Origin of the sequence: Roseivivax sp. THAF30 (assembly GCF_009363575.1) — a bacterium.
Taxonomy (GTDB): Bacteria; Pseudomonadota; Alphaproteobacteria; order Rhodobacterales; family Rhodobacteraceae; genus Roseivivax; species Roseivivax halotolerans.
Genome location: NZ_CP045389.1, coordinates 1,579,041 through 1,591,597, shown reverse-complemented (window position 1 = coordinate 1,591,597; position 12,557 = coordinate 1,579,041). Strand labels below are relative to the sequence as shown.

Genomic DNA, 12,557 nt, shown 5'->3' with positions numbered 1-12,557 from the left:
ATGGCCAAAGCGTCCAAAGCGAATTTCGTCTGCTCCAAATGCGGCAACGTCACGACCAAGTGGTCGGGCCGGTGCGAGGCGTGCGGCGAGTGGAACTCCATTCATGAAGAAGCGCCGCTGTCGTCCGGCCCTGCTGCGAAGACACTGGGCGCCTCGCGAGGGCGACAGGTTCCGCTGACGGGCCTTGCGGCAGAGGAGGCGCCACCTCCCCGCACCGCGTCGGGTCTCGCCGAACTCGACCGCGTTCTCGGCGGCGGCTTGGTGCCGGCCTCTGCCATTCTCGTCGGCGGTGATCCCGGTATCGGCAAATCGACGCTGCTTCTGCAGGCGGCGGCCTCCTTCGCCGGAGCGGGCCTCAAGGTCGTGTATATCTCGGGCGAGGAAGCTTCGGCGCAGATCCGGATGCGGGCCCAGCGCCTCGGTCTCGGCAAGGCGCCGGTGATGCTCGGCGCCGAGACCAACCTGCGCGACATCCTCACGACGCTCGAGGCGGAACGGCCCGACCTTGCGATCATCGACTCGGTGCAGACCATGTGGGCCGACCACGTGGAAAGCGCGCCGGGCTCCGTCGCGCAGGTGCGCGCCGCGGCGCATGAGCTGACGAGTTTCGCCAAGCGGCGCAATACCGCCGTCATCATGGTCGGTCACGTCACCAAGGAAGGCCAGATCGCCGGCCCGCGCGTCGTCGAGCACATGGTCGATACGGTTGTCTATTTCGAGGGCGAGCGCGGGCACCAGTTCCGCATTCTGCGGGCGGTCAAGAACCGCTTCGGCCCGGCCGACGAGATCGGCGTCTTCGAGATGACCGGCGGCGGGCTTTCCGAGGTCACGAACCCCTCGGCCCTTTTCCTGTCCGAGCGCGGAGAGCCCGCGCCGGGCTCGGTGGTCTTCGCCGGGATCGAGGGCACGCGGCCCGTTCTCTGCGAATTCCAGGCGCTCGTCGCGCCGACCTCGCTTGCCCAGCCGCGCCGCACCACTGTCGGGTGGGACGGCGGCCGGCTGGCGATGATCCTCGCGGTTCTCGAGGCGCGCTGCGGTATCCCCTTCACCGGGCTCGACGTCTATCTCAACGTCGCGGGCGGCATGAAAATCTCCGAGCCCGCTGCGGACCTCGCTGTGGCGGCTGCGCTACTTTCCGCTCGGGAGGACGCGGCGCTGCCTCCCGAAACTGTCGTTTTCGGCGAAATCAGCCTATCAGGAGCGTTGCGCCCCGTGTCTCAGACCGAAAACAGGTTGAAAGAGGCGCAGAAACTTGGTTTCTCCGCCGCGATCGCGCCTGAAGGCGGCAAGGCGGTCGATGCATCGGGATTGCGGCTGTCGCGCATGGGCGATCTGGCGGCCTTCGTGGGCGAGATATTCGGCGCAGGCTAGCGCCCGAGAGTGAGGAAGAGCAGGCTTATGGAAGGCTTCACCATAATCGACGCCGTGGTGGCGGTCGTCATCGTCTTGTCCGCGCTGCTCGCCTATTCCCGCGGGCTTGTTCGCGAGGCGATGGCAATTGCCGGATGGGTCGCGGCCGCGTTTCTCGCATTCATCTTCGCACCGCAAGCGCAGCCGCTGGTCAAGGAATTGCCCGTCATCGGTGACTTCCTTGCCGATAGCTGCGAATTGTCGATCATCGCGGCCTTCGCCGCCGTCTTCGCTCTCGCGCTCATCATCGTGTCGTTCTTCACCCCGCTCTTCTCGAGCATCGTGCAGCGCTCGGCGCTTGGCGGGCTCGACCAGGGCCTCGGGTTTCTCTTCGGTGTGGCACGCGGCATCCTGCTCGTGGCGGTCGGCTTCTTCGTCTACGAGACCGTCATCACCTCGCAGGATATCGCGATGGTCAATGACAGCCGCGCCTCGGCGGTCTTCTCGCGCTTCACCGACCGGATCGAAGAGCAGAACCCCGACGAGGCGCTCGGCTGGGTGACCCGCCAGTACGAAGAGCTGGTCGGCGTGTGCGATCTTCCCGGTGCAAACGACGCCTGATTGACCTCAGGGCAGCGCATCGCGGCGCGTCGTGTCGCAGCGGGCAATTCTTCTGTGATAGTTCCGTGACAGCGCGCGCTTGAGCGACTAAGTACGGGCTGCAAGCAGACATGGATTCGGAGCGGCCCTTTGTCCGACCCCCAAATGCCCCTCGCCCATCCCTTCGACGACGACAAGCTCCGCGAGGAATGCGGTATCTTCGGACTTGTCGGCGGAAGCGACGCGGCGAATTTCGTGGCCCTCGGCCTTCACGCGCTTCAGCATCGCGGGCAGGAAGCCGGCGGCATCGTCTCCTACGAGGCGAGCCAGGGTTTCAACTCGGCGCGGCGCTTCGGCTATGTGCGCGACAATTTCACATCGCAATCGCTGATGCAGACCCTGCCGGGCAGCCTCGCGATCGGGCATGTGCGGTATTCGACGTCCGGCTCGAAGGGTCCGACGCAGATCCGCGACGTGCAGCCCTTCTTCGGCGAGTTCTCGGTGGGCGGTGTCGCCATCGCGCATAACGGCAATATCACCAATGCCGACGCGCTGCGCCGCGAGCTCATCGAACGCGGCTCGATCTTCCAGTCCTCCTCGGACAGCGAGTGCATCATCCACCTCATGGCCCGCTCGCTTCAGCGCGACATCCCCGCCCGGATGGAAGACGCGCTCCGCCGGGTTGAAGGGGCCTTCTCGGTCATAGCGATGACGCGCACCAAGCTCATCGGCGTGCGCGATCCTCTGGGCGTGCGCCCGCTTGTCCTCGGACGCGTGGGCGATGCGTGGTGCCTTGCCTCCGAGACCTGCGCGCTAGATATCATCGGCGCCGACTTCGTGCGCGAGATCGAACCTGGCGAGATGGTCGTCATCACCGAAGATAAAGGCGTCGAAAGCCATCGTCCGTTTCGCCCGCAGCGTCCGCGCTTCTGCATCTTCGAGCATGTCTATTTCTCTCGCCCCGACTCGCTGATCGGCGGGCGCTCCGTCTACGAGACACGCCACCAGATCGGCGTGGAGCTGGCGCGCGAAGCGCCCGTCGAGGCGGATCTCGTCTGCCCGGTGCCCGACAGCGGCACGCCTGCCGCCATAGGCTATGCCGCGGAATCGGGCATCCCCTACGGCATGGGCATCGTGCGGAACCAGTATATGGGCCGCACCTTCATCGAGCCGACCGAGCAGATCCGCAACATGGGCGTGCGTCTCAAGCTCAACGTCAACCGCGCCCTTATCGAGGGCAAGCGCGTGATCCTCGTCGACGACTCGGTCGTGCGCGGCACCACGAGCCGCAAGATCAAGGAGATGATCCTCGATGCCGGCGCCGCCGAGGTGCATTTCCGTATCGCGAGCCCGCCCACGGCCTGGCCCTGCTTCTACGGCGTCGACACACCGCAGCGCGAGAAACTGCTCGCCGCCAGCATGTCGGAGGACGAAATGCGCGATCACCTCGGGATCGACTCGTTGCGCTTCATCTCGCTCGACGGGCTGTATCGCGCCGTCGGCGAAGCAAAAGGCCGCGACGACGCCGCGCCGCAATATTGCGATGCGTGTTTCTCGGGCGAATACCCCGTGGCGCCCTCCGACCAGATCGAGAAGGGCTTCCAGCTCAAGACGGCGGCGGAGTGAACCTCCTCGACCTCGACGCACGCTGGCGGCGGCTGAATGATCCCGACTACGTCTGCCCCTGCTGTGGGCGGAGTTTCGGGGGGCTGATCGATATCGGTTTCGGTGCGCCGGACGACTGGCCTTTCGCGGAGCCGGAGGCGGGGGATGTTGTCGCGGAAGGCGAGGACAAGCTTTCTACCGAGCTGTGCCGTCTTGGCGCGCGCCGCTTCCTGCGCGCGCATCTCGCGTTCCCGGTGCGCGGCGCTGAAGACGCCGTCCACCTTGCGCCCTGGGCCGAGGTTGCGCCCGAGGATTTCTACGAGGCGCTCGACCGGATCGAGGCGGGAGAAAGCGCCGAGAGGACCATCCCGGCGACGCTCGCCAACATTCTGCCCGACCCGGTCCCCGGTCTCTTTACCGGCAATTTGATCCTCGGCGCGCCCGATACCCGCCCGCGGTTTGCCCCAGACCCCGGCAGCGTGCTCGCCGAGGCCGCATCAAGCGGTCTGTCCTTCGACGCACTCCTCGACCTTTATGCGGGCCTTGGCGAAGACCTGCGCCCGCACCTGACGGGACAGGCCTGAGCCAATCCTTGCCGGCCTCTGCGCGTCCTTTCGCCCAAACCTTTTGCGCCCCCTTGCTGCACTGCGGCAGGCCCCATATTTCGCCGCGCACGTTAACGCAGTGAGGCAGAAATGGCCGAGTCCCAGACCCCGAAAAACGTCGCCGACACGGCGACGATCCGTGCCGAAATCGACCTTCGCCGCCTGTCGCTTCTCGGCGTGATGGGCACCGAGGAAAATCCCTCCGCGCTTCTGCGTCTGCCGTCGGGCGAGACCGCCAAGGTCGAGCCGGGCACGCAGGTCGGACGGCAGGTCGTCGCGGCGATCGACGAACGCGGGCTGGCGCTCGCGGACCATACCGGGCGCACGACCTGGATCCAGATGCCCGAGACCCGGCGTGGGAGTTGACACCGCCTTCGGGCTGATCCACATGCCCTCGCCATGACCAAACCTGCAGCGCTCATCACTGGTGCCTCCCGCGGCCTCGGATTCGCCCTCGCCGAGGCGCTTTCGGACACACATCACGTGATCGCCGTGGCGCGCACCGTGGGCGGGCTGGAAGACCTCGACGACCGTATCAAGGCCCGCGGCGGCGAGGCGACGCTCGCGCCGATGGACATTACACAGCGCGATGCGATGGCACATCTCTGTCGCTCGATCCATGATCGGTGGGGCGGTGCCGCGCTTTGGATCCATACCGCGGTTCATGCGGGGCCGCTGACGCCGGCGGACCATGTCACCGAAAAGGATTGGTCGAAGTCGGTCGAAACCAACATGACCGCGATGGGGCATCTCATTCCGTTCATCTCGGCGCTGATCGGACCCGAGGGACGCGCGGTCTTCTTCGATGATCCGCGCGGCGGGCAGAAGTTCTTCGGTCTCTATGGTTCGACGAAAGCCGGACAGATGGCGCTTGTGCGCTCTTGGGCGGCGGAGACCGCGACCACCGGTCCCGATATCCGCATCCTGACGCCCGAGCCCTTTCGCAGCGCCACGCGCGGCCGGTTCTTTCCGGGCGAGGACACCGACAGCCTGCCGAGCCCGCAAGACGCGGCCGCAACGCTCCTTCCCGAGATCCTCTAGGTCGCTGAGTCCGCACTCGCGGGCTGGCGCACCTTGCCCCTTTGGGCCCCTTTCCGTATGCACGTCGAGAGCAGGCGAATAGGCGGTTTCATGCGTATCCTCATCACCAATGACGACGGCATCAATGCCCCCGGGCTCAAAGCCATGCGCGAAATCGCCGAAGATATTGCCGGTCCCGGCGGCGAGGTCTGGACTGTGGCGCCCGCGTTCGAGCAATCGGGCGTCGGGCATACGATCTCCTATTCGCGGCCCTTCATGGTCTCCGAGCTCGCAGAGCGCACCTATGCCGCCGAAGGCAGCCCCGCCGATTGCGTGCTCGCCGCCATTCATGACGTAATGCGGGACACGCCCCCCGACCTCGTTCTGTCGGGCGTCAATCGCGGCAACAATTCTGCCGAGAACGTCCTTTATTCCGGCACGATCGGCGCAGCGATGGAAGCGGCGCTGCAAGACCTGCCCGCAATCGCGCTGTCGCAATTCCTTGGCCCCGAGAACTGGAACGCGCCTGATATGTTCGAAGCCGCGCGGGCGCACGGGGCCGACACGATCCGTCGGCTCCTGCCGCTTATGGACACGCCCGAGGCGGGCTACCGGCTGTTCTACAACGTCAACTTCCCGCCCGTGCCAGCCAGCGCGGTCAGGGGCATGAAACCCGCGATCCAGGGCAAACGGCCCGGCACAGGTTTCTCGGTCGAGCCGCAGCTCTCGCCCGCGGGACGCCGGTTTCTCTGGATCAAGGGCGGCGACCAGCGGGCGCGCACCCTGCCCGAGGCCGATGCCGCGGTGAACCTCGATGGCTATATCTCAGTCACGCCGATGCGCGCGGATCTGACGGCCCATGATGCGCTGAACGATCTCGGAGACGCGCTTTCATGACGCCCGAGGCGGAACGCAAGATGCAGTTTCTCTTTGCGCTCCGCTCGCGCGGAGTGACCGACAAGAGCGTTCTGCACGCGATGGAAACCGTCGACCGCGCCGCCTTTATCCGCCATTATTTCACCGATCGCGCCTACGAGGACATGCCGCTGCCGATTGCCTGTGGGCAGACCATCTCGCAGCCCTCGGTCGTCGGCTTGATGACGCAGGCCCTCAAGGTGAGCTCGCGCGACAAGGTTCTAGAGGTCGGGACCGGGTCGGGCTACCAGGCGGCGGTGCTGAGCCAGCTCGCGCGGAGGGTCTATACAGTCGACCGGCATATGCGCCTCGTCCGCGAAGCGCGCGAGGTCTTCGACGGCATGGGGCTCGTGAATATCACCGCCTTTACCGCCGATGGCAGTCACGGTTTGCCCGATCAGGCCCCGTTCGACCGCATAATCGTGACCGCCGCCGCCGAAGACCCGCCGGGGCCACTCTTGGCGCAGCTCAAGATCGGCGGTATCATGGTCTTGCCGGTCGGGCAGTCGGACGCGGTGCAACGCCTCATACGGGTGACGCGCAGCGAGACCGGATTTGATTATGACGAGCTTCGCCCGGTGCGCTTCGTGCCGCTGGTCGAGGGGCTCGGACGGGACAGTTGAGGGCGCAGACGCGCCAGACAGGGAACGGACGCTCCGGGGACAAGGGGCGGCGCAAATTGAGGGACATCGAGATGGCAGATCGCACCCGCCACTTCCAGACGAGTATCCGCACCGGCGGGCTCGTGCTCACGGCGTTCGTGCTGGCGGCCTGCGAGGGGCCGCTCGACATCGACATGCGGCCGGGCGACGCGAACACGACGAATGCCGCCGTAAACGCCACGGCGGATCGGCCCGCCCCCGACAGCCGGGGGGTGATCTCCTACCCGACCTACCAGGTCGCCGTGGCACGTCGCGGCGATACGCTCGCCACGCTGGCCCAGCGCGTCGGTGTCACGCCTGCGTCGCTCGCCCGCTATAATGGTATCGAGGAGAACGACCCGCTCCGCGCAGGCGAAGTCGTTGCGCTGCCGAACCGCGTCTCGGAACCCTCCGGCACCAATGGCGGCACCGACATCGCGTCTCTGGCGAACAACGCCATCAACTCCGCGGCGCCCACACCGATCACGAGCGGCACGCTTGCCCCGGCCCCGGGCGGCGCAGAGCCCGTGCGCCACCAGGTCGAGCGTGGTGAGACCGCCTACACGATCGCGCGGCTCTACAACGTCACGCCGCGCGCGCTGGCCGAATGGAACGGGCTCGATCAGAATTACACCGTGCGCGAAGGCCAGTACCTGCTGATCCCGACCAGCACCGCCGCCTCGCAAGCGCAAAGCACCGCCAGCGCCGCTGAAGAGCCTGTCACCGAGCCCGGACAGGGCTCGCCAACGCCTACGCCCCCTTCCGCCGCGCAGCCATTGCCTCCGGCACCGACGGCGCCGACCGAGGCAGAAGAGGAGGAGGAGGACGTCGCGGCAGCTGCTCCGGCCCCGGATGTGGGTCAGGTGAGCGAGCCGCAAAGTTCGGGCGGCGCCTTCATGATGCCCGTCAGCGGCTCGGTGATCCGCGAATACGCGCCCGGCACAAATGACGGGATCGATATCGCGGCCCCTGCGGGAACCTCGGTCAAGGCCGCCGCCAGCGGGACGGTCGCCGCGATCACGACGAACACGGATGGCATTCCGATCCTCGTCATCAAGCACCCGGACAATATCCTCACCGTCTACACGCATATCGACGGGATCACGGTGTCCAAGGGCGACGCGGTGAGCCGGGGTCAGAGCATCGCGAAGGTGCGCGCGGGCGATCCGGCACGGATGCATTTCGAAGTGCGCGACGGCTTCGACGCGGTCGACCCGAACCTCTACCTGAACTGAGGAAGGCGTCAGCGATCAGCCGACGCGGACGCCCTCGCGGCCTGCAAGATCGGTGAAGAACTGCCAGGCGACGCGGCCCGACCGCGCGCCTCGGGTCGCCTGCCATTCGATCGCTTCGGCGTAGAGCCGGTCTTCCCCTATATCGACGCCAAAGGCGCGGCAATAGCCGCGGATCATGTCGAGATATTCATCCTGGCTGCAGGGATGGAAGCCCAGCCAAAGCCCGAACCGATCCGAGAGCGAGACCTTCTCTTCTACCGCTTCAGAGGGGTTTATCGCGGTCGAGCGCTCGTTCTCGATCATGTCGCGCGGCATCAGGTGCCGGCGGTTCGAGGTGGCGTAGAACAAGACGTTCTCGGGCCGGCCTTCGATTCCCCCGTCGAGCACCGCCTTGAGGGATTTGTAGTGTTCGTCGTCATGTCCGAAGGAGAGATCGTCGCAGAAAAGCAGGAACCGGTGCGGCGCGCCGCGCAGGTGGTTCAGGAGCCGCGAGACCGAAGGCAGATCCTCGCGCTGAAGCTCCACGATCTTGAGATCGAGACCTTCCTCGAGGATCGCCGCATGGACGGCTTTCACGACCGAAGACTTGCCCATGCCGCGCGCGCCCCAAAGCAGCGCGTTGTTCGCAGGCAGGCCGCGCGCGAATTGGCGGGTATTCTGCAGAAGGGTGTCGCGGGTCCGGTTTATGCCGAGCAGCAGCGAAAGATCGACGCGATTGACTGCCGTCACGGGATGAAGCCGGTCCGGGCTCACATGCCAGACGAAGGCGTCGGCGGCAGAGAAATCCGGTGCGGCGAGCGGCGCCGGGGCCATCCGTTCGAGCGCCCCGGCAATCCGCGCCAACTCCTCAGCGCTCATCGGCGCGTATCCTCGTCATTGGCCGCGTCGAAGTCTTCGTCTTCTTCGTCATCCTCGAACCAGAGCCCCTGCTCTTTCAGCTCGGCGATACGCTTGCGCTCCACTCGGGCGACAAGGAGGATCGACACTTCGTAAAGGCCGTAGACCACCACGAAGAGGATCACCTGCGTGATGACATCGGGCGGGGTGACGAGCGCGGCGAGCACGAGAATGGCGACGACCGCGTATTTGCGGACCTCGCCGAGCCCCTTGGCCGAGACGAGCCCGGCCTTGCCCATCAGCGTCAGGAGAACCGGAAGCTGGAAACAGAGACCGAAGGCCACGATGAACTTGATCGTGAGGTTCAGGTATTCCTGGGCGGACCCCTGGAAGACGACCGAGAGACCCTGGCGAACCTCTTCACCCACGACCGCCTCTCCGCCAGAGCCGAATTGCTGGAAGCCGAGGAAGAAGTCATAGGCGAGCGGCGTGACCACGTAGAAGGCAAACGACGCGCCAAGGAAGAACATGAAGGGCGAGGCCACGAGGAACGGCAGGAACGCGCCTTTCTCGGACTTGTAGAGGCCCGGCGCCACGAAGCGCCACATCTGGTTGGCGATATACGGAAAGGCGAGGATAAACCCGCCCAGGAGCGAGACCTTGATCGCCACGAAGAAGCCTTCCTGCGGCGAGATGAAGATCAGGTCGCAATTCTGTCCGCGTTCGGACAGCACCTGACAAAGTGGCTCGGTCAGGAAGTTGAAGATCGGCGTCGCCACCGTGAAGCAGATGATCATGCCGATGAGGAAGGCCACGACGGAATGGATCAGCCGGTTCCGCAATTCCGCCAGATGCTCGATCAGCGGGGCGGAGCTGTCCTCGATCTCGTCAGGGGCGCTCACGACTTGCTCTCCTCATCGCCGCCGAGGCGCTCTTCGAGCTCGTTGGCCTTCTTCATGGCCTCCTCGGCCTCACGCTGCTTGCGTTCGGCGGCCTTGCGTGCCGAGGCAGCCTCGATCTTCTTGCGCGCGGCGTCTTTCTCGGCGTCGCGGACGGGCTTTTTCTCGGGCGTGTTCGGATCGCTGAAAGAGGACAGGTCGCGCGCGGCGTCCTTGACCCCGTCCATCGCCGAACTCATCGGGTTCGCAGCCGATTTGAAGGTTTTCTGCACATCGCGCATGCCCGACTCGTCGGCAGCATCGTTCATGGCGCGGGAAAACTCGCGCGCCATGCCCTTCGCCTTGCCCACGAAGCGGCCGATATTGCGAAAGAGCACCGGCAGGTCTTTCGGGCCGACGACGATAAGCGCGACGATCCCGATGACCAGCAGCTCGGTCCAGCCGAGGTCGAACATCTAAGCTTGCCTCAGACCTTGTCTTTTTCTTCCTCGGGCGTCACGTCGCGCGCGCCCTCGGCGGATTTGTCGTCTTCGAGCTCTTCGGAGCCGTCCTTGACGCCTTTCTTGAAGGCGGTGATGCCTTTGCCGACCTCGCCCATCAGGCTGGAGATCTTGCCGCGTCCGAAAAGGACCAGCACGACGACGGCGATGAGAAGAAGGCCCGGAAGGCCGATATTGTTGAGCATGTCCGTTCTCCCAAAATCCGAAGGCCGCCGTTCCCTGAGCGCACCTCGCGAAATCCACAACGTGAAATAACGGTTCAGCCGAAGCGGTGAAAGCACCAAAAGCCGGATTTCCTGACACTTCGAGGGTGGAAATGTCGAATATTTTGTCACTATCCTGTCAGTTGTCAGCTTCATGGCAAAAAGTGCCGCGTTATCCCGGAGAATCGCGAGAATGAATCGTGCCGACCGCCTCTACGAGTTGATGCTGCGGCTGAAGGACGGACGGGTGCACCGCGCCGAGGATCTGGCCCGTACGTTTGGCGTCTCGCTCCGCACGATCTACCGGGATATGGACACCCTGTCCGCTTCGGGCGTGCCGATCGAAGGCGCGCGCGGACGCGGCTACGCGGCGCGGCCCATGACGACCTTGCCGCCGCTCAACCTCTCAGACGAGGAAATGGAGGCGCTGCATCTGGGTCTTGCCACGGTCGGCGCGGCTGAACTCGACAGCCTGTCGGAAGCGGCCCTGACATTATCGCAAAAGCTCGACGCGGCTTTGCCGGAAGACACGAGCGACGCCGCAAAGCGCTTTGGCTTTGCCACCTACCCTTTCGCGGAAGCCGCGGCAGGGTTTCGGCACATGCCAGCCTTTCGCAAGGCGGTGCGCGCCCGCCAGAAACTGCGCGTGACGCTCAGGGGCGACCCGAAAACCCGCGATGTGAGGCCGCTGCAACTCGATTACTGGGGCCGGATCTGGACAGCTATCGTGTGGGACGAGACCTCAAACGCCTTCGACACGTTCCGCATCGACCGCGTTCTCTCCCTTCAGCCGTTGCCGGGATTGTTCGTTGACGAGCCGGGCAAGCGGCTCTCCGATTACCGGGATTTGAGCTCTGAACGCCGAAGCTGATGCGTGGAACGCCCGGCACATACAAACCAACCAAAAAAGAAAACTCGTCACGACTCGTTAATAAGAGGCACCGAGCGTTCCGAAAAAGATTCACGGAAGTGAAATCTTTAAGTTTCGGGTGCCTCGGCTGGATGCCGCAACGTCACCTACTCGTCCGAGGGAAAGACGAAACACCGATCGCGCCGGATCGACAGCCACATCGGCGTGCCGACCTTCGGCAGGAAAACGTTGGGCACCGTCGCGCGCAGAACCTGCATGTCATGATCCATGCGAAACTCGACGAGGCTTTCGGACCCCATGAAGCGCGCTCTCTCGACAACACCGCGTGCGGGTGTGCCCTGAAGCGAGGTGGGGTTCGGCCCGCGTCCCTGGCGGTCGAAATCGATGGAGACGTGCTGCGGGCGGAAGACGATGTCGACTCGCCCGCCATCGGGCACGCCCGGCGCGAGGAACTGGCCGAAGGGGGTTTCGGTCAGCGCGCCCTGAACCGTGCCGCTCAACACATTGATGTCCGAGAAGAAGGCCACCGCCGCCTTGTCTGCGGGCGAGTTATAAATGTTGTAGGGCGCGCCCCGCTGCACGATCCGCCCATCGCGCATCAGCGCGATCTCGTCGGCCATGCGCATCGCTTCTTCCGGCTCATGGGTGACCAGAAGAACGCTGGTCCCCTCTTCCTTCAGGAGGCTGAGCGTTTCGTCCCGGATCCCGTCGCGGAGCCGGTTGTCGAGACCCGAGAACGGCTCGTCCATCAGCATCACGCGCGGACGCGGCGCAAGGGCGCGGGCGAGCGCCACGCGCTGCTGCTCACCGCCCGACAATTCGTGCGGGAAGGCGTCGATGTAGTGCAGAAGACCGACACGATCGAGAAGCTGTTCGACCCGCTCGCGGTTCTCGGACTTGTCGCCTTTCAGACCGAAGGCCACGTTCTGCGCCACCGACAGATGCGGAAACAGTGCGAAATCCTGGAACATCAGACCGATGGAGCGCCGCTCCGGCGGCACGCGAAAAATCGTGTCGCAGACAAGCTTGCCATCGACATAGATCTCGCCCGTGCTTTGCATGTCGACGCCCGCGATCATCCTGAGGGTCGTCGACTTGCCGCAGCCCGATGGGCCGAGAAGACAGGTCACATGGCCGGGCAGGATCGACAGCGACACGTCGTCGACCACCGTCTTTCCCTCGAAAGTACGGGTCAGATTCCTGATCTCGAGCCGGGGCGCGTTCTGGGGCACCGCGCGGGCCTCCTTACCATGAAAGCCGATGGAAAGCGTCGGGT

Annotated in this window: 15 protein-coding genes; 10 read left to right on the top strand and 5 right to left on the bottom strand. The window is 65.0% G+C overall.

Annotated features, from left to right (window positions below; genetic code table 11):
* The 9 genes from radA (at nt 1) to FIU91_RS07680 (ending at nt 7,971) form a co-directional block, all read left to right on the top strand.
* Entirely contained in the window at nt 1-1,371 is a 1,371-nt protein-coding gene (gene radA, locus FIU91_RS07720) for a DNA repair protein RadA (protein WP_093012460.1), read from the top strand.
* 27 nt (nt 1,372-1,398) lie between these two features.
* Nucleotides 1,399-1,971 carry a CvpA family protein gene (locus tag FIU91_RS07715; RefSeq protein ID WP_093012457.1) on the top strand — a complete coding sequence of 191 codons (573 nt, stop codon included), beginning with the start codon at nt 1,399-1,401 and terminating at the stop codon, nt 1,969-1,971.
* Nucleotides 1,972-2,115: 144 nt separating this feature from the next.
* Nucleotides 2,116-3,576, top strand: coding sequence for an amidophosphoribosyltransferase (purF, locus tag FIU91_RS07710; RefSeq protein WP_093012454.1), 1,461 nt, complete (start codon nt 2,116-2,118; stop codon nt 3,574-3,576).
* Nucleotides 3,573-4,139, top strand: a complete 567-nt coding sequence (locus FIU91_RS07705) for a DUF2199 domain-containing protein (RefSeq protein ID WP_172974966.1) — start codon at nt 3,573-3,575, stop codon at nt 4,137-4,139. Before purF ends, FIU91_RS07705 begins: the two co-directional genes overlap by 4 nt.
* 111 nt (nt 4,140-4,250) lie before the next feature.
* The gene (locus FIU91_RS07700; RefSeq protein ID WP_152462051.1) at nt 4,251-4,526 is read left to right on the top strand and encodes an amidophosphoribosyltransferase; all 276 of its coding nucleotides are present in this window, start codon (nt 4,251-4,253) and stop codon (nt 4,524-4,526) included.
* Between the two features lie 33 nt (nt 4,527-4,559).
* Nucleotides 4,560-5,201 carry an SDR family oxidoreductase gene (locus FIU91_RS07695; RefSeq protein WP_152462050.1) on the top strand — a complete coding sequence of 214 codons (642 nt, stop codon included), beginning with the start codon at nt 4,560-4,562 and terminating at the stop codon, nt 5,199-5,201.
* 90 nt (nt 5,202-5,291) lie between these two features.
* A complete protein-coding gene (gene surE / locus FIU91_RS07690) occupies nt 5,292-6,077 on the top strand; it encodes a 5'/3'-nucleotidase SurE (protein ID WP_152462049.1) in 786 nt (261 codons plus the stop codon).
* The gene (locus tag FIU91_RS07685) at nt 6,074-6,718 is read left to right on the top strand and encodes a protein-L-isoaspartate(D-aspartate) O-methyltransferase (protein ID WP_152462048.1); all 645 of its coding nucleotides are present in this window, start codon (nt 6,074-6,076) and stop codon (nt 6,716-6,718) included. Before surE ends, FIU91_RS07685 begins: the two co-directional genes overlap by 4 nt.
* Before the next feature lie 71 nt (nt 6,719-6,789).
* Nucleotides 6,790-7,971, top strand: a complete 1,182-nt coding sequence (locus FIU91_RS07680; protein ID WP_152462047.1) for a LysM peptidoglycan-binding domain-containing M23 family metallopeptidase — start codon at nt 6,790-6,792, stop codon at nt 7,969-7,971.
* 15 nt (nt 7,972-7,986) lie between these two features.
* Here FIU91_RS07680 and FIU91_RS07675 read toward each other — a convergent pair whose 3' ends face one another.
* The 4 genes from FIU91_RS07675 to FIU91_RS07660 are packed head-to-tail and all read right to left on the bottom strand — an operon-like array spanning nt 7,987 to nt 10,392.
* Nucleotides 7,987-8,829 carry an ATP-binding protein gene (locus FIU91_RS07675; RefSeq protein ID WP_152462046.1) on the bottom strand — a complete coding sequence of 281 codons (843 nt, stop codon included), beginning with the start codon at nt 8,827-8,829 and terminating at the stop codon, nt 7,987-7,989.
* Entirely contained in the window at nt 8,826-9,710 is an 885-nt protein-coding gene (tatC, locus tag FIU91_RS07670) for a twin-arginine translocase subunit TatC (protein WP_093012431.1), read from the bottom strand. Before tatC ends, FIU91_RS07675 begins: the two co-directional genes overlap by 4 nt.
* Complete coding sequence (tatB, locus tag FIU91_RS07665) at nt 9,707-10,162, bottom strand: Sec-independent protein translocase protein TatB (protein WP_152462045.1); 456 nt, start codon at nt 10,160-10,162, stop codon at nt 9,707-9,709. Before tatB ends, tatC begins: the two co-directional genes overlap by 4 nt.
* Before the next feature lie 11 nt (nt 10,163-10,173).
* Nucleotides 10,174-10,392 (bottom strand): twin-arginine translocase TatA/TatE family subunit, encoded by a 219-nt coding sequence (locus tag FIU91_RS07660; RefSeq protein ID WP_093012425.1) that lies wholly within the window; start codon nt 10,390-10,392, stop codon nt 10,174-10,176.
* Nucleotides 10,393-10,603: 211 nt separating this feature from the next.
* On the opposite strand from FIU91_RS07660, the gene FIU91_RS07655 reads away from it, so the two are divergent.
* Nucleotides 10,604-11,281 carry a YafY family protein gene (locus FIU91_RS07655; protein ID WP_152462044.1) on the top strand — a complete coding sequence of 226 codons (678 nt, stop codon included), beginning with the start codon at nt 10,604-10,606 and terminating at the stop codon, nt 11,279-11,281.
* A gap of 146 nt (nt 11,282-11,427) precedes the next feature.
* Here FIU91_RS07655 and FIU91_RS07650 read toward each other — a convergent pair whose 3' ends face one another.
* Complete coding sequence (locus tag FIU91_RS07650) at nt 11,428-12,513, bottom strand: ABC transporter ATP-binding protein (protein WP_254702065.1); 1,086 nt, start codon at nt 12,511-12,513, stop codon at nt 11,428-11,430.
* Nucleotides 12,514-12,557 lie beyond the last annotated feature (44 nt).

Bases quoted from the DNA above. Each gene is read 5' to 3' on its own strand.
- radA (WP_093012460.1), top strand. From the start codon at position 1: ATGGCCAAAGCGTCCAAAGCGAATTTCGTCTGCTCCAAATGCGGCAAC.
- FIU91_RS07715 (WP_093012457.1), top strand. From the start codon at position 1,399: ATGGAAGGCTTCACCATAATCGACGCCGTGGTGGCGGTCGTCATCGTC.
- purF (WP_093012454.1), top strand. From the start codon at position 2,116: ATGCCCCTCGCCCATCCCTTCGACGACGACAAGCTCCGCGAGGAATGC.
- FIU91_RS07700 (WP_152462051.1), top strand. From the start codon at position 4,251: ATGGCCGAGTCCCAGACCCCGAAAAACGTCGCCGACACGGCGACGATC.
- FIU91_RS07695 (WP_152462050.1), top strand. From the start codon at position 4,560: ATGACCAAACCTGCAGCGCTCATCACTGGTGCCTCCCGCGGCCTCGGA.
- surE (WP_152462049.1), top strand. From the start codon at position 5,292: ATGCGTATCCTCATCACCAATGACGACGGCATCAATGCCCCCGGGCTC.
- FIU91_RS07685 (WP_152462048.1), top strand. From the start codon at position 6,074: ATGACGCCCGAGGCGGAACGCAAGATGCAGTTTCTCTTTGCGCTCCGC.
- FIU91_RS07680 (WP_152462047.1), top strand. From the start codon at position 6,790: ATGGCAGATCGCACCCGCCACTTCCAGACGAGTATCCGCACCGGCGGG.
- FIU91_RS07675 (WP_152462046.1), bottom strand. From the start codon at position 8,829: ATGAGCGCTGAGGAGTTGGCGCGGATTGCCGGGGCGCTCGAACGGATG.
- tatB (WP_152462045.1), bottom strand. From the start codon at position 10,162: ATGTTCGACCTCGGCTGGACCGAGCTGCTGGTCATCGGGATCGTCGCG.
- FIU91_RS07660 (WP_093012425.1), bottom strand. From the start codon at position 10,392: ATGCTCAACAATATCGGCCTTCCGGGCCTTCTTCTCATCGCCGTCGTC.
- FIU91_RS07655 (WP_152462044.1), top strand. From the start codon at position 10,604: ATGAATCGTGCCGACCGCCTCTACGAGTTGATGCTGCGGCTGAAGGAC.